At 67.7% G+C, this 22,614-nt stretch carries 22 protein-coding genes and 2 riboswitches; of the genes, 10 read left to right on the forward strand and 12 right to left on the reverse strand.

Features of this window, described 5'->3' with window-relative positions; translation table 11 throughout:
• Positions 1-164 precede the first annotated feature (164 nt).
• Complete coding sequence (locus QRO95_RS11855) at positions 165-782, reverse strand: trimeric intracellular cation channel family protein (protein WP_005411215.1); 618 nt, start codon at positions 780-782, stop codon at positions 165-167.
• 84 nt (positions 783-866) lie between these two features.
• Positions 867-970, reverse strand: a riboswitch (glycine riboswitch).
• A gap of 13 nt (positions 971-983) precedes the next feature.
• A riboswitch (glycine riboswitch) is annotated at positions 984-1,073 on the reverse strand.
• Between the two features lie 40 nt (positions 1,074-1,113).
• Here QRO95_RS11855 and QRO95_RS11860 point away from each other — a divergent pair.
• The 3 genes from QRO95_RS11860 to QRO95_RS11870 all read left to right on the forward strand — a co-directional run bounded on the left by QRO95_RS11860 (position 1,114) and on the right by QRO95_RS11870 (position 2,334).
• Positions 1,114-1,389: a GIY-YIG nuclease family protein gene (locus QRO95_RS11860; RefSeq protein WP_032129686.1), complete on the forward strand. Its 276-nt coding sequence runs from the start codon at positions 1,114-1,116 to the stop codon at positions 1,387-1,389.
• A 71-nt stretch (positions 1,390-1,460) separates the two neighbouring features.
• Positions 1,461-1,892 carry a nuclear transport factor 2 family protein gene (locus QRO95_RS11865; RefSeq protein ID WP_285302632.1) on the forward strand — a complete coding sequence of 144 codons (432 nt, stop codon included), beginning with the start codon at positions 1,461-1,463 and terminating at the stop codon, positions 1,890-1,892.
• A 4-nt stretch (positions 1,893-1,896) separates the two neighbouring features.
• Positions 1,897-2,334: a hypothetical protein gene (locus QRO95_RS11870; protein ID WP_285302633.1), complete on the forward strand. Its 438-nt coding sequence runs from the start codon at positions 1,897-1,899 to the stop codon at positions 2,332-2,334.
• 99 nt (positions 2,335-2,433) lie between these two features.
• Here the strand turns inward: QRO95_RS11870 and QRO95_RS11875 are convergent, their stop codons facing one another.
• On the reverse strand, positions 2,434-3,714 hold the full coding sequence (locus QRO95_RS11875) for an NAD(P)/FAD-dependent oxidoreductase (protein WP_285302634.1): 1,281 nt from the start codon (positions 3,712-3,714) through the stop codon (positions 2,434-2,436).
• Positions 3,715-3,837: 123 nt separating this feature from the next.
• Here QRO95_RS11875 and QRO95_RS11880 point away from each other — a divergent pair, with 123 nt between their 5' ends.
• Positions 3,838-4,617, forward strand: coding sequence for an NYN domain-containing protein (locus QRO95_RS11880; protein WP_010481148.1), 780 nt, complete (start codon positions 3,838-3,840; stop codon positions 4,615-4,617).
• A gap of 175 nt (positions 4,618-4,792) precedes the next feature.
• Complete coding sequence (locus QRO95_RS11885) at positions 4,793-5,413, forward strand: glutathione S-transferase family protein (protein WP_032129683.1); 621 nt, start codon at positions 4,793-4,795, stop codon at positions 5,411-5,413.
• 194 nt (positions 5,414-5,607) lie between these two features.
• Here the strand turns inward: QRO95_RS11885 and QRO95_RS11890 are convergent, their stop codons facing one another.
• Complete coding sequence (locus tag QRO95_RS11890; protein WP_285302635.1) at positions 5,608-7,785, reverse strand: primosomal protein N'; 2,178 nt, start codon at positions 7,783-7,785, stop codon at positions 5,608-5,610.
• A 412-nt stretch (positions 7,786-8,197) separates the two neighbouring features.
• Here QRO95_RS11890 and QRO95_RS11895 point away from each other — a divergent pair, with 412 nt between their 5' ends.
• The 4 genes from QRO95_RS11895 to sppA all read left to right on the forward strand — a co-directional run bounded on the left by QRO95_RS11895 (position 8,198) and on the right by sppA (position 13,415).
• A complete protein-coding gene (locus QRO95_RS11895) occupies positions 8,198-9,202 on the forward strand; it encodes a hypothetical protein (protein ID WP_032129681.1) in 1,005 nt (334 codons plus the stop codon).
• Entirely contained in the window at positions 9,195-9,773 is a 579-nt protein-coding gene (locus QRO95_RS11900) for a DUF3106 domain-containing protein (RefSeq protein WP_049423404.1), read from the forward strand. The genes QRO95_RS11895 and QRO95_RS11900 overlap by 8 nt, the downstream gene beginning before the upstream one ends.
• Before the next feature lie 239 nt (positions 9,774-10,012).
• Positions 10,013-11,377, forward strand: a complete 1,365-nt coding sequence (locus QRO95_RS11905; RefSeq protein WP_032129679.1) for an MATE family efflux transporter — start codon at positions 10,013-10,015, stop codon at positions 11,375-11,377.
• Positions 11,378-11,492: 115 nt separating this feature from the next.
• Positions 11,493-13,415: a signal peptide peptidase SppA gene (gene sppA, locus QRO95_RS11910; RefSeq protein WP_253143472.1), complete on the forward strand. Its 1,923-nt coding sequence runs from the start codon at positions 11,493-11,495 to the stop codon at positions 13,413-13,415.
• Between the two features lie 73 nt (positions 13,416-13,488).
• Here the strand turns inward: sppA and QRO95_RS11915 are convergent, their stop codons facing one another.
• Positions 13,489-13,701, reverse strand: a complete 213-nt coding sequence (locus tag QRO95_RS11915; RefSeq protein WP_049400999.1) for a hypothetical protein — start codon at positions 13,699-13,701, stop codon at positions 13,489-13,491.
• Between the two features lie 111 nt (positions 13,702-13,812).
• On the opposite strand from QRO95_RS11915, the gene QRO95_RS11920 reads away from it, so the two are divergent.
• Complete coding sequence (locus tag QRO95_RS11920; RefSeq protein ID WP_010481164.1) at positions 13,813-14,589, forward strand: SDR family oxidoreductase; 777 nt, start codon at positions 13,813-13,815, stop codon at positions 14,587-14,589.
• Between the two features lie 94 nt (positions 14,590-14,683).
• Here the strand turns inward: QRO95_RS11920 and QRO95_RS11925 are convergent, their stop codons facing one another.
• The 8 genes from QRO95_RS11925 to QRO95_RS11960 all read right to left on the reverse strand — a co-directional run.
• Positions 14,684-15,430: a hypothetical protein gene (locus QRO95_RS11925; protein ID WP_285302636.1), complete on the reverse strand. Its 747-nt coding sequence runs from the start codon at positions 15,428-15,430 to the stop codon at positions 14,684-14,686.
• A gap of 35 nt (positions 15,431-15,465) precedes the next feature.
• Positions 15,466-16,143 carry a DUF4124 domain-containing protein gene (locus tag QRO95_RS11930; RefSeq protein WP_049401000.1) on the reverse strand — a complete coding sequence of 226 codons (678 nt, stop codon included), beginning with the start codon at positions 16,141-16,143 and terminating at the stop codon, positions 15,466-15,468.
• Positions 16,144-16,186: 43 nt separating this feature from the next.
• The gene (locus QRO95_RS11935) at positions 16,187-16,777 is read right to left on the reverse strand and encodes a Sua5/YciO/YrdC/YwlC family protein (RefSeq protein WP_019338925.1); all 591 of its coding nucleotides are present in this window, start codon (positions 16,775-16,777) and stop codon (positions 16,187-16,189) included.
• A gap of 140 nt (positions 16,778-16,917) precedes the next feature.
• A complete protein-coding gene (locus QRO95_RS11940; RefSeq protein ID WP_285302637.1) occupies positions 16,918-19,404 on the reverse strand; it encodes a DNA topoisomerase I in 2,487 nt (828 codons plus the stop codon).
• Positions 19,405-19,597: 193 nt separating this feature from the next.
• Positions 19,598-20,530 (reverse strand): RDD family protein, encoded by a 933-nt coding sequence (locus QRO95_RS11945; RefSeq protein ID WP_049461963.1) that lies wholly within the window; start codon positions 20,528-20,530, stop codon positions 19,598-19,600.
• 49 nt (positions 20,531-20,579) lie between these two features.
• Positions 20,580-21,338 (reverse strand): pilin, encoded by a 759-nt coding sequence (locus tag QRO95_RS11950; protein ID WP_049423390.1) that lies wholly within the window; start codon positions 21,336-21,338, stop codon positions 20,580-20,582.
• A 39-nt stretch (positions 21,339-21,377) separates the two neighbouring features.
• A complete protein-coding gene (locus QRO95_RS11955) occupies positions 21,378-21,851 on the reverse strand; it encodes a DUF494 family protein (protein ID WP_005411195.1) in 474 nt (157 codons plus the stop codon).
• A 43-nt stretch (positions 21,852-21,894) separates the two neighbouring features.
• Positions 21,895-22,614, reverse strand: a 720-nt coding sequence (locus QRO95_RS11960; protein WP_285302638.1) for a DNA-processing protein DprA, incomplete at its 5' end; no start/stop codon positions are given.

The following is a 22,614-nucleotide window of genomic DNA, read 5'->3' on the forward strand; positions in this document are numbered from 1 at the left end:
CGCGGCAGCGACGGGGTGACAATGGTAGCCAATCACCCCGGCCAATGCCGCATGACCATGGTCATGCAACGCATTCGGTAGTGCCGGCCGCTGGCCGGCAACCTGCCGGAATCTGCGGGCGTGTGCCGTGTTGCCGGCCAGCGGCCGACACTACCGACAAACAATCAATGCACTTCGTCGTGATAGACGAACTTCGGCATTTCCCAGCGGTAGTGGATCGCCAGCAGGCGCAGCGCGAAGCCGCCGCCGAGGCAGCACAGGATCGCGGTGGCGTCGGCCACGCCCCAGTGCAGCAGCAACAGGTAGGCCGCGCCGGTCAGCAGCGCGATGATCGCGTACAGCTCCTTCTGGAAGATCAGCGGTACCTCGTTGCAGAGAATGTCGCGCAGCACGCCGCCGAAGGCGCCGGTCAGCATGCCGGCGATCAGCACGATCGGCATGGCATGGCCGGCCTCGCGCGCGATCGAGCAGCCGATCAGGGTGAACGCGATCAGGCCCAGGCCATCGAGCACCAGGAAGGTGCGGCGGAAGTGGTGCATCCAGCGCGCCACCCAGGTGGCGATCAGCGCCGCGCACACGGTGAAGCCCAGGTACTCGGGATGCTTCACCCAGCCCAGCGGGTAGTGGCCGAGCAGGATGTCGCGCAGCGAACCGCCCCCGAGGGCGGTGACGCAGGCGATCATGACCACCCCGAACAGGTCCATGCGGCGACGGCCGGCGGACAGCGCGCCGGTCATGGCTTCGGCGGAAATGGCGATCAGGTAGATGATGGACAGCAGCATGGGACAGGCTCCGGGCGCGGTGGGGCCGGCCATGCGCCACTATCGCCACTGCCTGCGCAATGACGGGATGACGATGACCGGTGCCGCTCCCGCTGTCCTTTTGCCTGAGAGTTCAGCGGCATGGGCCGCGTGCCCCTTCGGCGGATCGTCCCGGGCGTGCCCGGTGACCTCTCTCCAGCTCGGCGAGTCGAATGCATGGTTGGTGGGATTCCAGCCCACCGGCCTGAGCGATCATGGGAGCCTGCGCCTTCGGCGGGCGCCAGCGCGGCGCCTCTCTCCTGCATTCGGGCGCCAGTATATCCGCTGCAGTGCAGCACGGCATAATCCGGGCATGGCCCCGTCCCTCCGACCCTGGTTCCTGTACCTGCTCGAATGCCGCGATGGCAGCTATTACGCCGGCATCAGCACCGACGTGGATGCGCGTTTCGCTGCCCACCAGGCCGGCAAGGGCGCGCGTTACACCCGGGCGCGGCCGCCGCTGCGCGTGCTGGCCGTACGCGAGTACCCCGACCGGGCCGCAGCCTCGCGGGCCGAGTGGCAGCTCAAGCAGCAGCCGCGCGAACGCAAGCTGGCCTGGCTGCAGGAACCGGCCGAGACGCTTCTGTAGATCCACGCCATGCGTGGATGGGCCACTTGGCCCATGCCATGATCACCCCGCGCCCAGAGCTGGAGACCCGGATGTCCGCGATTGCCCTGCTGTTCGCTCTCTCCGCAGCAACGAGCCCCACTGCCGATCCGGCCACCCTCGCGGCCATTGAAGCCACCTGCCACGATTACGTCGACGGCCAGCTGGAGGCCGACCCGCAGCGCGTCGCCCGCTCCCTGCACCCGGACCTGGCCAAGCGCGCGGTCCTCGGCGATACACCCGACGAACGCTTGGGCCTGCGCCGCATGTCGAAGGAGGAGCTGGTCTCGCTGACGAAGCAAGGCGCGCTGAAGACGCCGAAGGATCAATGGGACCGCCGCTGCACGGTGCTGGACGTGACCGGCAACGCGGCCTCGGTACGGCTGGAAACGCCGTGGTTCGTCGACTACTTCCACATGGGGCGCTTCGACCAGCGCTGGGTCATCGTCAACGCGCTGTGGTATCCGAAGCCGAAGGCGCGGTAGAGCGATGCGTGCTGCCGGCAAAGCATGGATCTCCGTCGTCATGCTGGCCGCGGGCATCGCACTGCTGCCTGGCCTGCTGTACCTGCTCGGGCTGGCGCTGGTGGAAGGCCGGCCGAAGCCGGCGGACCGCGCACCCAGTGGTATGGCTGCGTGCAACAGTGAGCAGCGCACGGGATTCCAGCCGATGAATCCATGGAGCTTCACGACGCGGTTCTTCGATCCTGAAGCGTTGAAGAAGGCGACTGATGTCGAGCGCAAAGCGTTCTGGGTTGCACGCCGCCACCTGATGCGGCAGCCAAGGCACGACATGCTGCGCTGGCATCTCAGCAGCACCGCACTGACAGTCTGGATCACCCGGCATTGGAGTACCGCGCAGATTGCCGATGCCGCGAGGAAGGAGGATTTCTGCCGCACCTGGTCGAAAGGGCGGGTGGCCCGATGAACCGGTAGATCCACGCCATGCGTGGATGATGTTGACGGAGTCAGAGCCCTTTCCTGCGGAAAGGGATCCGACCGCGCAGCAGCCGGCCAGCGGCCGGCACTACCGTCGGGGTCGCCGGTCTTCCTGGTCATCACCAAAGATGATGCGCGCGCTGCGCTGGTAGCTCCAGTACGCCACGGCCCAGTTCAGCAGCACCACGATGCGGTTGCGGAAGCCGATCAGGAAGAACACGTGTGCGGCCAGCCAGAACCACCAGGCGAGGATGCCCGAGAGTTGCAGCCTGCCCAGGTGAACGATCGCGGCCATGCGGCCGATGGTGGCCAGGTTGCCGAAGTCGGCGTACTTGAACGGCCCCGGTGCGGCCTTGCCATGCAAGCGCGCGCGGATCACCTCGGCCACGTACTTGCCCATCTGCTTGGCGGCGGGCGCGACGCCGGGCACCGGCTTGCCATTGGCTTGATTCAGTGCGGCCAGATCGCCGGCCACGAACAGCTCGGGGTGGTCGGGCAGGGTCAGGTCCGGCTGCACCTGCACGCGGCCGGCGCGATCCAGCGGCACATCCAGGGTGCGCGCCAGCGGTGAAGCGGCCACACCGGCGGCCCACACCACAGTGCGGGCCGGCACGAACTGATCACCGAGCTTGAAGCCCTGGCTGTCGATGTCGCTCACCGGGGTACCGGTCAGCACCTCCACGCCCAGTTTTTCCAGTTGCCGCCGTGCCTTCAGCGAAAGCACTTCCGGGAACGAAGACAACACGCGTGGGCCGGCTTCGACCAGCCGCACCTTGGCGCTGGCCGGATCGATATGGCGGAACTCGTTGCGCAGCGTATGCCGCGCGATTTCGGCCAAGGTACCGGCCAGTTCAACACCGGTGGGGCCGCCGCCGACCACGGCAAAGCTCAACCACGCCGCTTTCTTCGCCGGGTCCGGCTCGGCCTCGGCGCGCTCGAACGCCAGCAGCAGCTTGCGGCGCAGTGCGATGGCATCGTCCAGCGTCTTCAGCCCGGGCGCATCATCGGCCCATTGGTCGTTGCCGAAGTAGGCGTGGGTGGCGCCGGTAGCCAGCAGCAGGCTGTCGTAGTCCAGCGTGCTGCCATCGGCCATGCGGATCTGCCGGGCCTGCTTGTCGATGGTCACCACTTCGCCCAGGCGGACTTCCACATTGCGCTGGTGGCCGAGGATGTGGCGCAGCGGCGCGGCGATGTCCGGCGCGGACAGGCCGGCGGTGGCCACCTGGTACAGCAGTGGCTGGAACAGATGGTGGTTGCGGCGGTCGACCAGGGTGATGCGTATGCGCTCGCGGGCCAGGGCACGGGTGGCCCAGAGACCGGCAAAACCGCCGCCGACAACAACCAGGTGGGGAACGCGCTCGCGACTCATCGACTCACTCCAGTGGGGGCATTGGGGGAAGCGCCTGGCATCTTCGCACGATGGCGCCCTGTCACGTCAGCGCCCGGATGGATCGGCGATACTCGGGTTCAGGCAACCGCCCGTGAGGAGCCCATGAGCGAACCGGAAAAGCGCATCGCCCTGTTGATCGACGCCGACAATGCGCCGGCCTCGAAGATCGACGAGGTCCTGGCCGAAGTCGCCCGCTACGGTGTGGCCAACGTGCGCCGCGCCTATGGCAACTGGAAGAGCCCGCGGTTGAAGGGTTGGGAGGCCGTGCTGCACGAATATGCGATCCGCCCGATCCAGCAGTTCGCCTACAGCAAGGGCAAGAATGCCTCGGACATGGCGATGGTGATCGATGCCATGGACCTGCTGTACGCGCGCAATCTGGATGGCTTCGCGATCGTGTCCAGCGATGCCGACTTCACCCCGATGGTGATGCGCCTGCTGACCGATGGCGTGAAGGTCTATGGCTTCGGCGAGAAGAAAACGCCGGAACCGTTCGTCAATGCGTGTTCGAAGTTCACCTATCTGGAAGCACTGGGCCAGACCCATGCCAGCGTGCCGGATACCGAACAGGCGTCCAGCGAACAGGCATCGAACGAGCCTGTTGCCAACGACGATGCCCGGCCACGCAAGAGCGGTGCGGAAATGCGCAGCGATACGCGGCTGGTGAAGATGCTGCGCCGTGCGGTGTCCTCGGCCGAGGGCGAGGATGGCTGGTCGCACCTTGGCCCGGTCGGCAGCCAGATCGGCAACCAGGCGTCGTTCGACCCGCGCAACTACGGTTACGGCAAGCTCAGTGACCTGCTGGCAGCGATCGGGCTGTTCGAGCTGAAGAAGGACGGCAAGTCCTCCTACGTGCGCGCGCTGCCAAAAAAGAACCGGTAATGCCGGCCGCTGGCCGGAAAAGAACCGGTAGTGCCGGCCGCTGGCCGGAAAAGAACCGGTAGTGCCGGCCGCTGGCCGGCAAGCCCCAGATGCCAGATCCCGCATCCGGCACGCACATCTCCACTCCGATCAGGCGTATCGTTGCCGCTCGCATTGCCAGCAAGGAAAAACCCGCATGTTGAAGATCTGGGGCCGCCGCAATTCCAGCAACGTCCGCAAGGTGCTGTGGTGCGCCGAGGAGATCGGCCTGCCGTATGAATCCATCGAAGTCGGTGGCAGCCACGGCGGCACGCAGACGCCGGAGTACCTGGCGATGAATCCCAACAGCCTGGTGCCGGTGATCGAAGACCATGGCCTGCCGCTGTGGGAATCGAATGCCATCGTGCGCTATCTGAGTGCGCGCTACGCGCTGGGCACGCTGTACGCCGAAGACCCGATGGAACGCGCCCAGGCCGAGAAGTGGATGGACTGGAGCACCTCGCGCATGGCGCCGCTGTACACCGACCTGATCTGGGGCATCATGCGCACCGCCCCAGCTGACCGCGACGAAGCGCGCATCAATGCCGCCATCGTGCGTGCCGGTGACTACCTGGCGATGGCCGATGCCACGTTGGCCAGACAGCCGTGGCTGTCGGGCGAGACGTTCGCGATGGGTGACATCCCGCTGGGCTCGCTGATCTATGCCTGGTTCGAACTGCCCATCCAGCGCCCGGAACTGCCGCACCTGGCCGACTGGTACGCCCGCCTGCGCGAACGCCCGGCCTACCAGCGCGGCGTGATGTCGCCGCTGACCTGAGGGGTAGCGCCGGGCCATGCCCGGCGAGCGTGGTATGCGGAGGACCGCCGGGCATGGCCCGGCGCTAGCGTTCGTCTGCCTCAATACAGATCCGTCGGGTCCATACGGACCGACGGTAGAGTCGAGCTTGCTCGACTGTTTCTGGCGCACGGCAGTCGAGCAAGCTCGACTCTACGCAGCATTGGGCAGCGCCCTCAATACAGATCCGTCGGATCCACATCCAGCGACCAGCGCACCTTGCGTGCCTCCGGCAGCGCATACAGCTGCGGCACCAGCTGGGCCAGCACGCCATGCAGCGGTGGCCGCTGAAGCGCGGACAGCAACAGCTGCGTGCGCTGGTAACCGGCACGCCGCGGCATCGGCGCCGGCATGGGCCCATAGGCCTCGACCACGTTCTGTTCGCCCAGCAACTGCCGCGCCGCCAGCAGGAACGCATTGGCATGCTCGACCTGCTGTGCCTCGGCGCGCATCAGTGCCAGATGCGCGAACGGCGGGAATCCGGCGGCCTGGCGCTGGTTCAACTCGGCCTGCGCGAACGGGTGGTAGCCACCGCTCACCAGGGTTTCCAGCAACGGATGCCCGGGGTGGTGGGTCTGCAGCCAGACCTCACCAGGATCACGTGCACGTCCCGCGCGTCCTGCGACCTGAATCAGCTGCTGCGCCAGTTTCTCGCTGGCGCGGAAGTCCGCGGAGAACAAACCTTCGTCGATGCCCACCACCACCACCAGTGTCAGCTTCGGCAGGTCGTGGCCCTTGGCCAGGATCTGCGTGCCGACCAGGATGCCGGGTTGGTCGCCCAGCCTCGCCAGCTGCTGTTCCAGTGCGTCGCGTCGTGAGGTGGTGCCGCGGTCGATGCGCACCACCGGAAAATCGGCGAAGGCGGCGGTGAGGTGCTCTTCCAGGCGTTCGGTACCGATGCCCTGTGGCTGCAGCGCCAGGCTGCCGCAGGCCGGGCATGCCAGCGGCGCCGGTTGCCGCGCACCGCAGTGGTGACACTGCAGCCGGCGGCCGCCACCATGCACGGTCATCGGAGCATCGCAGCGGTTGCACGGTGCGGTCCAGCCGCAGTCGTGGCACAGCAGCACCGGCGCATAGCCACGGCGGTTCTTGAACACCAGCACCTGCTGGCCACGCTGCAGGTGCTCGCCGATGCCGGCCAGAACATCGGCCGAGAGGCCATCGTGCAATGGCCGTTTGCGCACATCGAGGATGCGCACGCGCGGTGGCCGTGCATCGCCGGCACGCTGCTTCAGGCGCAGGTGGGTGTAGCGCCCAGCGTAGGCGTTGTGCAGGGTTTCCAGCGAGGGCGTGGCACTGCCCAGCAGCACCGGGATGCCCAAGGCCTTGGCGCGCACCAGGGCGAAATCGCGCGCGTGGTAGCGGATGCCGTCCTGCTGCTTGTAGCTGCCGTCATGTTCCTCGTCGATGATCAGCAGACCGGCCTGCGGCAGCGGCGTGAACACTGCCGAGCGGGTGCCGACAATGACCCGTGCTTCACCACGTGAGGCGGCTGCCCAGACGCGAGCGCGCTCGTTATCGTTCAAGCCCGAATGCAGCGCATGCACGGCGATGCCGAGGCGGCCGCGGAAGCGTGCCAGGGTCTGCGGAGTCAGGCCGATTTCCGGCACCAGCACCAGCGCCTGCCTGCCCTGTGCCAGGCAATGGATGATCGCCTGCAGGTAGACCTCGGTCTTGCCGCTGCCGGTCACGCCATCCAGCAGGAAAGGCTGGAAGCCGTCGGCGGCGTTGATCGCAGTCACGGCCGCGGCCTGGTCCGGGTTGAGCGTGGGCCCGGGCAGCGGCTGCGCATGCTGCGGTGCCACCGTCATCGCCACGCGCTCGGCCAGTGCACGCTTGGCCAGACTGCGTGCGGCGGTGCGCCAGTCCTCCATGCGTTCGCCCAGTACGTCTTCATCCACCACGGCCTCGGCCAGCAGTTCGGCCAGCTGCCGCGGGCGGCTGCCGGCGCGCAGCTTCCCGCGCTGGGCATGGCCTTCGGGTGTCAGTTGCCAGCCCCAGTGATGGGTGTCGGGCAGGGCCTCGCCGTGGCGCAGCGGGCCGGGCAGGGCGGTGCTGAGTACTTCGCCCAACGGCGCGTGGGTGTAGCGCGCCAGCCACTGCAGGCTCTGCCACAGCTCACCCTGCAGCAGCGGCTGCGGGTCGCACCAGGCCAACGCCTGGCGGAGTCCCTGGCCGTCGTCGGTCTGGCCGTGTCCCACCACCACACCGACCAGCTCACGGTTGCCGAACGGCACCTTCAGGCGGCAGCCGACCGCAGCCGTGGGGGCCACGCCCTCCGGCGACAGGTAGTCGAACAGGCGGGGCAGGGGGACGGGCAGGGCGACCTGCAGGGTCGGAATCGGTGAAAGCATCGGGCCAGTGTACCGGGCCATGCGCGCGCGAATGGCGGGGTGGGCGGCGGCGGGACGGCGCCCGTTGAATCATAAATGTCACCTAAATATCGGTGTCCATTGGAGATTCAGTCTTATCCACATGTTCTGTGGATAACGCTGTGCGTTACCGGTCGGCGGGCGCGCAGGAGGCCGATGGCGACGGCCTCACGCTCGGGTTGGTCAAAAAATCGCCATACTTTAAAATCCATCAAAATCAATGATTTAAGTGTGAAACAATGCTGAAACAGAGTGAATTCAGCTGGATGCCACAGTTTCCTGCGCAGGCAGCGTGGTGCTGTGCACAACCTGCAGCACGAAGTGCCTGTGGGCGCAAGTCCTACGGGCGCCGATGGCCTGCCGCTATCATGCGGGCAGACCTTTGGAGTGATCGATGACGGCTGTGCCCGCCCCTGTTTCCTCGACCGCGGCCGGCGCGCTGTCGGCGTTCCTGCGAGGTGTTGAACGCCGCGCCCTGGTGGTGGCTGAACTGCAGTGCGGCGATGCTGCCCGGGCCGAACAGACCCTGGTGGCGGTGATGCGCGCGTTTGCGGCGGTCGCCAGTGACCTGCCGATGGCGCAGTGGCCAACCCGCTTCTGGACCCTGCTGGGCCAGCGCCAGGCGCTGCGTGAGCCGGTGGGCGGCCAGTGGGAGCCGCCGCTTGCCGCCTTGGGCCAGATGGGACCGTTGCCGCGCCTGGCGCTGTTGCTGCGGGTGGGCGGCAGCCTGGATGAAGGTATCGCCACGCGCGTGCTCGACCAGGACGAAGCCGGCTACCAGCAGCTGCTGGCCGATGCCTGCCCGCGTGACGCGCACGGCCAGCCCGACGCCTCGGCCTGGCGCCAGCTGGCCGAACAGGTGCAGCTGCGCATCCGCGATCTGCCCGTCAAACGCCTGCAGCAGCTGCAACAGCCGGCCGCACCGACGAACAGCAGTGAAGCGCCGACCTCCAGCTGGCGCACCCCGCAGCGCGACGAGCGGGCTGCAGCCACTGGCAAGCGCCGCCGCGCCAATGCCAAGCCGCGCTGGCGCGGTCCGTTGATCCTGCTGATAACCGTGGTGGTACTGCTGGCCGCCGCGCTGGGCTGGCGCCATTGGCAGGGACATTCGTTCGGCAGCGACGCACCGCTGCCGGAAGGCGTGGTTGGTGAGGCGGGTCCCGTCACGGTGGAAGCACTGCCGCCGAGCAAGGTCAATGCCACGCCGGACGCGACCCCTGCGCAGGCGACGGACGACGCCACGATGCTGGCCGACCGCGACTATCCGCTGGTGGCCGATGCCGATCTGTATGCGTGGACCGCCGCGGGCGGCCCGCTGCCGGTGGACGAGTCGCAATCCAAGCCGAGCCGGCCGGAGCCGGCCAGCGCCACGCTGGAAACCGCTGCTGCCGATGAATAAGACCGTATTCGCCAGCCTGCTGCTGGCCCTGCCGTTGTCGCTGTCCGCCGCGCCGCAGACTTTGAACGTGCCGCTGCCGCCGCCAGTGCCGGGCAGTTCACCGGCGGCCCCGGCCACCACAGGTACGACGCCCGCTGCGTTCGCCCAGCTCGATGCCCAGCAGCAGCGCCAGCGCCGCGCCGACTACGCCGCATGGCGGGCATTGCCGGAGGGCGAGCGTGAGCGGATCCGTCAGGCCGCTGCGCGATTCAATGCGTTGCCGGCCGACCAGCAGCAGCGCCTGCGCCAGCAGTTCCAGGCGCAGGACCAGGCCTTCCGCGAAGGCTGGCGGCTGGGCCCGCAGCTGGGCCTGGAGTTCCCCAAGCTGCACGGCCTGTTCGGCTTCGTGCCGCCGGAACAGCGCGAGGCCGCGCTGGCCGTGCTGCGCCAGCTCAGCCCGGCGCAGCTGGCCCAACTGACCCTGGTGGCACAGCGCACGCCACCGCAGGAGCGCGACAAGGTCCGCGGCGCGTTCCTCGCGGTGCCGCCGGCCGAGCGCGATACCTGGCTCAAGCGCCAGGCCGGGCAGTAGAAAGAAAAGGGGACGGAGGGGATTAAGTCGTATTCGGCACAGTCGGGCTTGAAACGACTTAATCCCCTCCTTCCCCTTTTTCTGTTCGTAACGTGATCGCAACGCGTGATGCCGGGGCCTGCCGGAACCCAGCATTCACGCCATGTCATGGGAATGCGCGCGCTGCACGCGTAAGATGGCGGCCCGCAACCCGGTGCCTGTGCCCTTCGCGCGCAACCGTAGTTCGCGTCAAGCACCTTATGTCTACTGCAACCTCCACGCCGCGCTTCAGCAAGGAAGTCGGCGCTACCGGTCTGCTCGCCCTGCCGCTTGTGCTCGGGCATGTGTCCACCGGTCTGATCTCCTTCGTCGACAACGTCATTGCCGGCCACCACGCCACGGCGACCCTGGCCGCGGTGACCATCGGCACCGCCCTGCTGTGGCTGCCGATGCTGATCCCGATCGGCACCCTGATCTCGCTCACCGCCTCGGTGTCGCAGCTGCATGGCGCCGGCCGCGAGCGCGAGATCGGCCCGCTGTTCCGCCAGGCACTGTGGCTGGCGCTGGGCCTGGGCCTGATCATGTTCACCTTCCTCACCGTGGTGCCGCCGCTGCTGCCTGCGTTCGGCATCGCGCCGGACATCGTGCCGGGGGCCACCGCGTTCCTGCACGCGGTGCGCTGGGGCGGACCTGCGCTGACCCTGTACTTCTGCATGCGCTATCTCAGCGAGGGCATGCACTGGACGCTGCCGACCATGCTGCTCGGCTTCGGTGGCCTGCTGGTGCTGGCACCGATGGGCTACGTGCTGGCCAACGGCAAGCTCGGCTTCCCGGAAATGGGCGCCGAGGGCCTGGGCATCGCCTCGGCGGTGATGATGTGGCTGCAGGCGATCGCCTTCGCCACCTACCTGTGGTTCACCAAGCGCTTCGCCCACCTGCAGCTGTTCTCGCACTTCGAAGGACCGCGCTGGAAGGCGATCTGGGACCTGCTGCGCACCGGCCTGCCGATCGGCATCACCGTGCTGATGGAGGGCGGCCTGTTCATCGTCACCGCGCTGCTGATCGGCCGCCTTGGTGCCAATGAAGCGGCCGCGCACCAGATCGCGATCAACGTCGCCCAGCTGTGCTTCATGATCCCGATGGGCGTGGCCGAGGCCACCACCGTGCGCGTCGGCCATGCGGTCGGCCGTGGCGATGGCTTCGGCGTGCGGCGCGCGGCCTGGGCCGGCTACGCGATCATCATGGGCACGCAGACCCTGTCGGCGGCGGTGCTGCTGTTCGGCCACGATGCCATCGTCGGTGTCTACACCAACGACCTGGCGGTGGCCGGCCTGGCCTCCACCCTGCTGCTGTACGCGGCCACCTTCCAGTTCCCGGATGGCATCCAGGTGCTGTCGGCCGGCGCGCTGCGCGGGCTGAAGGACACCCGCGTGCCGATGTTCATCGCCATGTTCGCGTACTGGGGCCTGGGCATGCCGCTCGGCGCCGGGCTCGGCCTGGGCCTGGGCATGGGCCCGCAGGGCATGTGGATCGGCCTGATCGTCGGCCTGACCGCCGCCGCCATCCTGATGGGCTGGCGCCTTCGTCGCAGCAGCCTGCGCATCGGCCAATCGATGTTGTCCTGATCGTCCCGCCCGCCCTGCCGACCCATGGCGGGCGATCCCCTGACTTGTGTCCGATGCCGCATCACACGGCACCGGCTATGCTGGCACCACGGCAAGAAGCCATCCGGAGCGTTCCATGAATCAACCCGTGCCCCCGCTGCCCCCGGCGCGTCGCAACCCCGTCGCCAGTTTCTTCATCGGGCTGTGGGACGTCATGAACTTCACCCGCCGGTTGATCCTCAACCTGGTGTTCTTCGGCCTGCTGTTCCTGCTGCTGGTGATGTTCGTCATCGCCGCCGGCATGGGCGCCGGTGCCAGCAAATCGCTGCAGGACCGCACTACCCTGGTGATCGCGCCGGAAGGCCGCCTGGTCGAGCAGTTCAGCGCTGACCCGGTCAGCCGCGCGCTGGCCAAGGCGGTGGGCGACAACGGTGCCGAAGAGATCCAGCTGCGCGACCTGCTGCGGGTGATCGAGTCGGCCAAGGAAGACAAGAAGATCGAGCGCGTGGTGCTGGAGCTGGACAAGCTGCAGCCGTCGGGCTTCGCTTCGCTGCGTGAAGTGGCCGCGGCACTGCAGGACCTGCGTGCGTCCGGCAAGCAGCTGGTGGCCTACAGCGAGAGCATGGGCCAGTCGCAGTACCTGCTGGCCGCACAGGCCGACGAGGTCTACCTGGACCCGATGGGGTCGGTGGTGCTCGAGGGCCTGGGCCGCTATCGCCAGTACTTCCGCACCGGCCTGCAGGACAAGCTGGGTGTGGACGTGCACCTGTTCAAGGTGGGCGAGTACAAGTCCGCCGCCGAACCCTACGTGCTCGACGCCGCTTCGCCGGCCTCCAAGGAAGCCGACCTGTTCTGGATGAACGACGTGTGGCAGCGCTACCTGGGCGACATCGCCAAGGCCCGTCGCCTGGATCCGGCACAGCTGGCCGCCGGCATCGACACGCTGCCGGAAGGCATCGCCGCTGCCGGTGGTGACCTGGCCAAGTTCGCCCTGCAGCAGAAGCTGGTGACGTCGCTGAAGACCCGCGAGGAATTCGAGGATCTGATGATCGAGCGCGGCGTGGCCGACGAAGATGCCGACGGTGGTTTCCGCAACGTCGACTTCGGCAGCTACCTGGGCCAGCTCGATGCGCGCCGCAACCCGGTGGACTCGCGTCCGCAGGTGGCGGTGGTGGTGGCCGCCGGCGAAATCAGCGGTGGCGACCTGCCGGCCGGCCGCATCGGTGGCGAATCGACCTCGGCGCTGCTGCGTGCCGCGCGTGACGACGAGAACGTGAAGGCCGTGGTGCTGCGCGTGGATTCGCCGGGTGGTGAAGTGTTCGCCTCCGAGCAGATCCGCCGCGAAGTGGTGGCCCTGCAGGCCGCCGGCAAGCCGGTGGTGGTGTCGATGGGCGACCTGGCCGCCTCCGGTGGCTACTGGATCAGCATGAATGCCGATCGCATCTATGCCGATCCGTCGACCATCACCGGTTCGATCGGCATCTTCGGCATGGTGCCGAACTTCAGCCGCGCGCTGGACAAGATCGGCGTGCACACCGACGGTGTCGGCACCACCCGTTTCGCCGGTGCGTTCGATGTCACCCGCCCGATGGATCCGGCCGTGGGCCAGGTCATCCAGTCGGTGATCAACAAGGGTTACGCCGACTTCACCGGTCGCGTCGCCGACGCCCGCAAGAAGCCGGTCGAGGCCGTCGACGAAGTGGCCCGTGGACGCGTGTGGAGCGGTGCGCAGGCCAAGGAACGTGGCCTGGTCGATGCCTTCGGTGGCCTGAAGGATGCGGTGGCCGATGCCGCCAGCCGCGCCAAGCTGGGCAAGGCTGACGCCTACCGCGTGCGTTACATCGAGAAGGCGGCAACGCCGTTCGCGCAGTTCGTCAGCGGTTTCGCCGGCAGCCGTGCAGGTGCCTGGATGCTGTCCGACTCGGGCATGGCGCGGATGGTGCTGGCGCGCACGATGCCGGAAGTGGATACGCAGCTGCGCTTTGTCGAGAACGCGGCCCGCGAGAAGGGCAACGGCACGCCGGTGAAGGCGCTGGCGTACTGCTTCTGCGGGTTCTGATCGGAAGCCATCCACACACGGCGTGGATCTACTGGAAGCGCCCGGCCTCGGCCGGGCGTTTTCGTCTGCGGGGTTACTGCGTCGCGTCGGCCTCGGCCTTGCGCTCACGCGCGGCGGCATCGTCCACGGTCTTCTGCACGCCCTTGGCGCGGTCCAGCGGTTCGTTGATTGCGCGCGACATCGCCCGGGGCACCGGTGGCTTTTCCGGGTTCGGCGCCGGTGGGCGCTGGCAGCCCGCCAGCAGCGCGGTGGCCAGCAGGGACGTGGACAGGATCAGGATGCGCATGGCGGCACTCCGTGATGGGCGTGCGGGCAGTGTCGCATCCTCGGCAGGGGGCGGCCGTGAGCGCGTATCCTTGCCGCATCGAAACACAGCGGGCGCGGCCCGGGAGAACACATGACCCAGCAACGGTGGCGCCTGGACGGCCAGACCGCCCTGATCACCGGCGCCAGCGCCGGCATCGGCCTGGCCATCGCGCATGAACTGGCTGGCTTCGGCGCCGATCTGATGATCGTCGGCCGTGATATCGACATGCTGGAGACCGCGCGCGACGAACTGCTGGACGTGTATCCGCAGATGCAGGTGCATGCGCTGGCCGCCGATGTCTCCGACGACGAGGACCGCCGCCAGATCCTGGACTGGGTGGAGGACCATAGCGATGGCCTGCACATCCTGGTCAACAACGCCGGCGGCAACGTCACCAAGGCGGCCACGGAGTATTCCGAGGACGAATGGCGGAAGATCTTCGAGACCAACCTGTTCTCGGCCTTCGAGCTGTCGCGCTATGCACATCCGTTGCTGGCACGCCACGCGTCGTCATCCATCGTCAACGTTGGCAGCGTGTCCGGCCTGACCCATGTGCGCAGCGGGGTGGTCTACGGCATGACCAAGGCGGCAATGCATCAGATGACCCGCAACCTGGCCGTCGAGTGGGCCGAGGATGGCATCCGGGTCAACGCGGTGGCGCCGTGGTACATCCGCACGCGGCGCACGTCCGGTCCGTTGGCGGACCCGGACTACTACGAGGAAGTGATCAACCGCACGCCAATGCGCCGCATTGGTGAACCGGAGGAAGTGGCCGCAGCCGTGGGCTTCCTGTGCCTGCCTGCGGCCAGCTATGTGACCGGCGAGTGCATCGCGGTGGACGGCGGTTTCCTGCGCTACGGGTTCTGATCTTTCAGCAGGTAGTGCTGGCCGCTGGCCGGCAACTGCACTCATCTGAAGATCCTGTGGTTGCCGGCCAGCGGCCGGCACTACCGGGTGGCCGTTACCCCGGTACCGGGCAGTTGCTGGCCTCCAGCACACCCTGCAGCCGCTCGCGTTCACCGCGCGCGGTATCGCGGTTCTCCGGCGCGGCGAAGCGCTCACGGCCGCGGGCATCGCGGAAGCGCTGCTGCCAACCACCGCAGCGCTGCGCTTCGGGAAGCGCTTCGCAGTGGTCGCGCACCACTTCACAGCTGGCGGCATTCACCGGCGTCACTCCGCCAAGGCCCTGTACCGTCATCAGCTCGCAGCGGCCGGGCGCGGCTTCGTACTCGTACAGGTAGCCGCCGCCCTGGCTGTCGGTGCACTGGAAGATCGGAGGAAGCGGCGGCTTCGGTGGACCGTCACCTGCCGCGGCGCGGGCCTGGGCATCGCGGCGCAGCGTCGCGCTGTCGAGGATCTGGTCGTCTCCTGCGTGTTCGACCATGCCTGCTTCCATGATCGTGCGTCCTTCGTCCGCGCGTCGTGGTTTTGCTGGGGCCGCAGGGGCAACGGCCGGTCCGGACGGCACCGGCGCGGGTGTTTCAACGGGCACGGATGCAGGTTCGGCGGCTACAGGCGCAGCGGCGGCCGGCTGCGAGTTGGCCGGGTCGGGGATGCGCAGCACCTGCTGCTTGCTGCCGGTGGCGCACGGCGTGCGCTGCAGGGTAGGGACGTCACTGCTGCTGGAGGTACAGCGGTAGATCACGCCCTCTTCGGCCAACGCGCTTCCGGGCAGCAGCACCAGGAGCAGCCAGATCACTCGGTTCATGCGCACAGCGTACAGGCTGCGACGGCGTGCTGCGCTCAGCGTTCGCAATCGCGCGACAGGCGCGCATCGATACCGCGCTGTTCGTTGCTGATGGCGGTGCGTTCACTCTGCAGCGCGCTGTTGTAACGGCGATCCAGCTCCCAGCGGCGGTCACTCAGCCGTGCGCAGACTTCCTGTGGTGGCAACGCATGGCAGCTGTCGCGGACCAGCACGCTGCCGGCCGGCACCTGCACGTCCATGCCGATCGAGGGGCGGCGATAACCCGTGCCTTCGCCGATCGGCGTGCCGATGGCCGGGCGTGGTCCGGGATAGGCTGGACCACGATGGCCGTGCGGCAGCCAGACACTGGTCCACAGCGGCACCCAGCGCGGATTGCCTTCGTTGTTGTCGCTGGTATAGCGCCGTCCGTCCTCGCTCACGCACTCGTACATCGGCTGCGGCGGCTGGATGTAGACGTGGCGGACTTCGCGCTCGCGGATGACCGGGGTTTCGCTGGGCGGCGGAGGCGTGGCATCACTGCGCACCACCCGTGGAGCGGGATCGCGCGGGCGCTGCAGGTCGCGCACCTGCTGGCGGCCGCTGTTGCACGGCCTGTCCTGCAGGGCGACGGCACCGTTGCTGGCAACGCAGCGGTAGACACGCACGTCCTCGGCCGCGGGTGCCGTCCACGGCAGCAGCAGGCACAGGCTCAAGGTGGCGCGCAGCAGGGTCATGGCGGCAGGGTGCGTGATTGTCCGCAGCAGCGCAATCGCCGGCTCAGGAGCGCAGCACGTTGCCGCTGAGCGCGTCGCGGATCGGGGTGGGCTGGGCCAGGCCGCCGGTCTGCCCATCGAGGATGCCGTCGAGCAGGCGCAGCAGGCGCGGGTCCAGTTCTTCGCGGCTGCGTGCCGGTGGTTCGCCGGCCAGGTTGGCGCTGGTGGAGACCAGCGGGCCGCCCCAGGCGCGGCAGAGTTCGGCCACCAGCGGGTGCGCGCTGATGCGCACCGCGATACCGCTGTGTTCGCCGGTGACCCAGGGCTGCGCGCGCGGGCCGGCAGGCAGGATCCAGGTGTTGGCACCGGGCCAGCTGGCCAGCACCGCGCGCTGGCGGGCGTCGGGCAGCGCCTGCAGCCGCACCCAGCCTTCCAGCTGCGCCAGTTCGGCCGCGACCAGGATCATGCCTTTCTCGATCGGGCGCTGCTTCAGCCGCAGCACCATGTGCACCGCAGCTTCGTGCGAGGGATCACAGCCCAGGCCCCAGACCGCTTCGGTCGGGTAGGCGATCACGCCGCCCGCGCGGAGCGTGGCGACAGCAGAGTCCAGGGTGAGTTCTTTCATGGCGGCGACCGGCCCGGCGTGGGCCTTCATTATCCCCCTGCCGCGTGCAGAAGGGGTGGACCCTGGCACCCGGTAGTGCCGGCCGCTGGCCGGCATCAGCGGTAGGTACTGACTGCTGATGGTGGGTGCGGACCGTTGGTCCGCCCCCCTCATCCACGCATGGCGTGGATCTACTTCTTTGCAGCGGCCTTCTTCGCCGGGGCTTTCTTCGCGGCAGCCTTCTTCACCGCTTTCTTTGCCGGGGCCTTCTTGGCAGGCGCTTTCTTTGCAGCGGCCTTCTTCGGCGCCGCTTCCTTCTTCACCGCGGCCTTCTTTGCCGGGGCCTTCTTCGCGGCAGCCTTCTTGGCGCCGAAGCCCTTGCGCACCGGCTTGCCGGTTTCTTCCATCAGCTGCTGCACTTCGGTCAGGGTCAGCGAGGCCGGTTCGCGATCCTTGGGGATCTTGCCGTTCATCTTGCCGTCGCTGATATACGGGCCGAAACGGCCGTTCAGCACCTGGATGTCGCTGCCCTCGAACTCCTTGATGATCCGGTTACGCGCGATCTCTTCCTTCTCTTCGATCAGGAACACGGCGCGGGCCAGGTCGATGGTGTACGGGTCGTCTTCCTTCTTCAGCGAGGCATAGGTGCTGCCGCGCTTGGCGAACGGACCGAAGCGACCGATGCCGACGCTGACCGGCTCGCCCTTGTCCTCACCCAGCGCGCGCGGCATCAGGAACAGTTCCAGCGCGTCTTCCAGGGAGATGGTGTGCATCGACTGGCCGGGGCGCAGCGAGGCGAACTTCGGCTTCTCCTCGGCGTCCTCGGCGGTGCTGCCGATGGCCGCATAGGGCCCGAAGCGGCCCAGGCGCACGCTGACCGGCTTGCCGGTCTTCGGGTCGGTGCCGAGCTCGCGCGCGCCACTGGCCTCGGCACGGTCGACCGATTCCTTCTTGTCTTCCACCAGCTCCTTGAACGGCTCCCAGAAGCGGGCCATCAGCGGGATCCACTCTTCTTCGCCACGCGAGACGGCGTCGAGCTCGTCTTCCAGCTTGGCGGTGAAGTCGTAGTCCACGTACCGGGTGAAGTGGCTGGACAGGAACTTGGACACCGCGCGGCCCACATCGGATGGGCGGAAGCTGCGGCCTTCCATTTCCACGTACTTGCGGAACAGCAGGGTCTGGATGATCGAGGCGTAGGTCGAGGGACGGCCGATGCCGTACTCTTCCAGCGCCTTCACCAGCGCCGCTTCGGTGTAGCGCGGCGGCGGCTGGGTGAAATGCTGTTCGGCCTGGATGCGTTCCAGCGGCACGCGGTCGCCGGGCTTCATCGCCGGCAGCTTGCGGCCTTCGTCCTCGTCCTCGGCGCTCTTGTTGTCCTTGCCTTCTTCGTACACGGCCAGGAAGCCGGGCACCACCACGGTGGTGCCGCTGGCGCGGAACACGTGTTCGCTGCCGGCGGACAGATCGACGCTGACGGTGTTGAGGGTGGCCGGAATCATCTGGCAGGCCACCGCACGCTTCCAGATCAGCTCGTACAGCTTGCGCTCGTCATCGGTCAGGTAGCGCGCCACCTGCGCAGGCGTGCGCAGCGCCGAGGTCGGGCGCACCGCTTCGTGCGCTTCCTGGGCGTTCTTCGACTTGGTCTGGTAGGTGTTCGGCTGGTCCGGCAGCGAGGCGATGCCGTAGTCGCGGGCGATCACGTCGCGGATCTCGGCCAGCGCGTCCTGCGACAGGTTCACCGAGTCGGTACGCATGTACGAGATCAGGCCGACGGTGCCTTCGTCACCGATCGCCACGCCTTCATACAGCTTCTGCGCCACCTGCATGGTCTTGCGGGTGGTGAAGCCGAGCTTGCGCGAGGCTTCCTGCTGCAGGGTGGAGGTGGTGAACGGCGGCGCCGGGCGGCGCTTGCGCTCCTTGCTGGCCACATCGGTGACATGCAACGAGCCCTGCGCGGCCTGCTGGATGCGCAGGCGGGCGGCCTCGGCGGTGTCGCCGTCGGTGATGGTGAACTGTTCGAACTTCTGCCCGTCCAGCTTGATCAGCTTGGCGTTGAAGTGCTGCGACGGGTGCGCGCACTCGGCGGCGATCGACCAGTATTCGCGGGCGATGAAGGCTTCGATCTCTTCCTCGCGCTCGACGATCATGCGCAGCGCCGGGCTCTGCACGCGGCCGGCGGACAGGCCGCGCTGGACCTTGCGCCACAGCACCGGCGACAGGTTGAAACCGACCAGGTAATCCAGCGCGCGGCGCGCCTGCTGGGCGTCAACCAGGTCGCTGGCGATCGCGCGCGGCTGGCTGATCGCTTCCTTGATGGCGCGCGGGGTGATCTCGGTGAACACCACGCGCTGCATCGGCTTGTCCTTGACCAGCCCGCGTTCCTTCAGGATCTCGGCGATGTGCCAGCTGATCGCTTCACCCTCGCGATCCGGGTCGGTCGCCAGCAGGATGTCGTCGGCGCCCTTGGCGGCCTTGGCGATCGCATCGACATGCTTTTCGTTCTTGTCGATCACGTCGTAGTGCATGGCGAACCCGTTGTCCGGGTCGACTGCGCCTTCCTTCGGGATCAGGTCGCGCACGTGCCCATACGAGGCCAGGACCGTGTAGTCCTTGCCGAGGTATTTGTTGATCGTCTTGGCCTTGGCCGGCGATTCGACGATGAGCAGGTGCTTGGGCATGTCAGGAAAGGTCTGTGGGCGGACCGGGGGAGAGGGGCCGCTAGGGTGGAGCAAACGGCCGCATTAGTGAAGCGGCCACGGGCAAATCCATAAACTGAACGCCCGGTAATGTGCCGGGCGTTCAGGTTTCACCTTATTAGAGGAATCACGCCCGGCCAGCCCATGTCAAGCAGCCAGGCGTGAGGATGGCCGTTCATGAGGCCATCTTGGCGATGAAGCCAACCGCGAACACCATGAGCGCCAGGCCCACCAGCGACAGCAGGCCGGTCAGTACGAGCACCAGCACGGTCACCGTGCCCAGCTCCCGGCGCTGCAGCTGCGGCTGGTCGGTGTAGGCCCAGCGGTCGACCACCAGGGTGTCGCAGATCATGTCGTGCAGGCCCTGCTTGCGCTCGGTGAAGGCGGCCATCAGGAAACCGATGCCGAGGGTGAAGGTGCTGAGCACCGCGGCCCAGTAGCGACCAAATGCGCGGGCCTTGGTCAGGCGCTCGCCATTGCTGCGCACGACCTTGATGCCGACCGCCATCTTGCCCAGCGTGGCACCGCCCTGCGAGGCATGGAACCAGGTGTAGTACGCCATGCCGATGGCCAGGTTGATCAGGGCACTGGCCAGCTGGGCCACGATTTCGATGGCCGATTCGCCGCTGCCCACCGCACCCATGCTGGCACCAAGCGCCACACCGAGGATGGCGCCGATGATGCCGCCGGGGATGGCCAGCACGAAGTAGTCGATCATGTAGGCCGCCACGCGCTTCCAGAAGCCCGCGTAGACCACTTCGCCGCCCATCACCGGCTGGGCATGGCCGCCGCCGCCGAGCGCCGCAGGGGCGCTGTAGGGCGAACTGCTGAGGGCGCCGGTGCCAGGCAGTGGCGCCGTACCGTTGTCGATCGCGGCATAGTCGCCACGCAGGTCGAAGCCGCCACTGCCGGTGGCCGTGCTGGCGTCGGCCAGTGTCTGCAGTCCCAGTTCGTCGACCACCTGGCGCAGCGCAGCCCACTGCGCCATGCCTTCGCGCCAGACCAGGGTGTCCAGGTTCAGCTGGCCGCGCTGGAAGCGCTGGCGGATCTCCTGGACCGGCAGCGGGCCCTGGCGTTGCTGTCCTTCGGCGTAGTACCACTCAGTCATTGCATGTTCCCTGTTGAATCATCCTTGGAGGTGCTGGCGTGCGCGTGGTTCAGCCGCGGCACGTCGGCGGCAGGTACTTGTCGTTGCTTTCGCCACTGCATTCCCAGCGGCCGCTGTCGCGATCGTATTCCAGCCACAGCAGGTCGCCATCAAGGCTCTTGCCGGGCAACGCCAGGGTGGCTTCGATGCCGCAGTGGCCATTGTTGAAGCGACCGATGTTCACCGCCGACAGCCCTGCATGGGCGAAGTCACCCGGGGCCGGGAAGCCGGCGTCGTTGGCACCGGGGCAACGGCCTTCGTCATCGGCGAAATGCTGCACCTGGTCCTTCAACGGCTGCAGCGCGGTCACTGCGCCGGCGACCTTGGCGCGCACGGTGTAGTCGTTGTAGGCGGGCAGCGCGATGGCAGCCAGGATGGCCACGATCGGGACCAGCACCAGCAGCAGGCCGCCGCCGATGATGGCGGTCAGGGCGCAGCCGGACAGCTTCTTCTTCGGCGCCGGCAGGGCGGTGGCCGATGCACTGGTGGTGTAGGGCGTGGACGGCGGCAGTACCGGCGGCTGCGGCGGAGGCGGTGCCACCGGTTCCGGATCGGGCTCGGGTTCCACCGGCGGTGCGGCAGCGTCCAGCGCCGGCACGATCAGGCCGAGTTCGTCGACCACGGTGCGCAACGGCTGCCATTGCGGCAGGCCGTCGCGCCAGACCAGAGTGTCCAGGGAGATCTGGTTGTTGCGGAACAACTCGACCAACTGTTCCGCCGGCAGCGGACCCTGCTGCCGGTTGCCTTCTGCATGGAACCACTCGCTCACGGGGACGCTCCTGAATGCGCTATGCCCCCAAGTGTACGGTCAGTGCAGGGGTTCTGGCTCGTCCATGAACATCTGCGTCTCCATCCAGGCATACGCCGCCTCGGAGCCGGGCTGGTTGAACAGCACCATCAGCACGACCCACTTCAGGTCGTCCAGGTCCAGTTCGTCCTGGTCCAGGGCCATGGCCCGGTCCAGCACCAGCTCGCGCTGGTCGGCGTCGAGGATGCCGTGCTGTTCCAGATACAGCAGGAAACCACGGCATTCCACGTCCAGCTTGTCCAGCTCGGGGCCGTGGTAGACGCGCACGGGGCCATCGACCCGTGCCTGGGCCACGCTCGGCCGCTGCGCGGCCAGGGCATCGAGCCAGTCGAATGCCTTGTTGATCTCGGTTGGGCTGAAACCGGCCTGGATCAGGCCGTTCTGAAGCGAATCGCGGTCACGGATCAGGTCCGCATCTTCGCTGAAATAGTGTTCAAACAGGTACAGCAGTACGTCCAGGATGCTCTCTTTCATTGCCCCTCGGCCTGCGTCGCGCGACGCTGTGGAGGTGAAGAAACTAGGGAGTTCGACAGTAGCGGCCGTGTACGCACACCACGATTCCCGCCAGTTCCATGGCCAGCAGCATGGAGGACACCTGGGGCGCCGTCAATCCACAGCGCGTGATCAGTGAATCCATACCGCTTGGGTTGTGGTCCAGGGCCCGCCACAAGCACTGGTAGTCAGGGTCGTCGGCCCAGCGCGCCGGCAGGAGTGCCGGCGGTGCCTGTTCAGTGGGGGTGGCGAGCCGTGATTGCAAGCCCGGCAGCTGCTGGCGAAGGGCGGGCGCCAGCAGTTCAAGGACCTCCTCCGGGCGCTCGACCAGTGCGGCACCCTCGCGGATCAACCGGTGGCAGCCCGCGGCGCGTGGGTTGAGTACCGAACCGGGCAGGGCACAGACCTCGCGGCCGGCCTCGGCGGCCAGGCGTGCGGTGATCAATGCGCCGGAGCGCTGGGCGGCCTCGACCACCACCGTCGCCAGCGCCAGCCCGGCCACCAGGCGGTTGCGGGCTGGAAAGTGACCGGGGCGTGCCGGTGTGCCCGGCAGGTACTCGCTGAGCACCGCGCCTTCGGTGGCGATCCGGGCCTGCAGCCTGGCGTGGCTGTCCGGGTAAGCCCGGTCCGGGCCGGTGCCGATCACCGCCACGGTGCAGCCCCCGGCGTCCAGCGTGGCCTGGTGAGCGGCCGCGTCGATGCCTGCCGCCAGTCCGCTGGTCACCGCCAGGCCCGCTTCGACGAA

Origin of the sequence: Stenotrophomonas maltophilia group sp. Smal13 (assembly GCF_030236855.1) — a bacterium.
Taxonomy (GTDB): Bacteria; Pseudomonadota; Gammaproteobacteria; order Xanthomonadales; family Xanthomonadaceae; genus Stenotrophomonas; species Stenotrophomonas maltophilia_A.